The following is a 519-nucleotide window of genomic DNA, read 5'->3' on the forward strand; positions in this document are numbered from 1 at the left end:
GCGGGGTGTGTGGTGGGTTAGAAGATGTTTATAAGACACAGCCCAATATCACCAATACGATTTCCTTCAATGGCTTTTTCAATCCCTACGTACAATGATTCTTTTGTACGAGCTAACAAACGCCTTGTTGCGGGATTAACATTGCCAACTGGATAGGTATAAGCACTATCACTGTGAAAGCCATTTAATTTCACGCCACAATCAATAGAGATAATGTCTCCATCACGTAATTCGTATCGGCTTGGGAAGCCATGCACTACAACATCATTAACCGATATACATAGTGACGCTGGAAATTTGTTGTATCCCAGGAAAGAAGGTGTTCCACCGTTATCTCTAATAAACGCTTCTGCCACCTTGTCAAGTTCCTTCGTCTGTATGCCAGGCCGAATTAGCTTAGCGACTTCAGCATGAGCTTTCCCTAAGACCTGAGCACTGATTTTTATAAGAGCGATTTCTTCATCACTCCTATAAAAAATCATTTTATCTTTTCGATCAGAACTTGCCATATAAATTAGG

At 40.8% G+C, this 519-nt stretch carries 1 protein-coding gene; it reads right to left on the bottom strand.

The genetic code is table 11. The features are described 5' to 3' along the window. Positions 1 to 17: 17 nt before the first annotated feature. The coding region (locus tag DT603_RS15885) for a type I methionyl aminopeptidase (protein WP_211368497.1) at positions 18 to 519 on the bottom strand (502 nt) is incomplete at its 5' end.

This window comes from Pseudoxanthomonas gei, from assembly GCF_010119615.1.
GTDB lineage: Bacteria > Pseudomonadota > Gammaproteobacteria > Xanthomonadales > Xanthomonadaceae > Pseudoxanthomonas_A > Pseudoxanthomonas_A gei.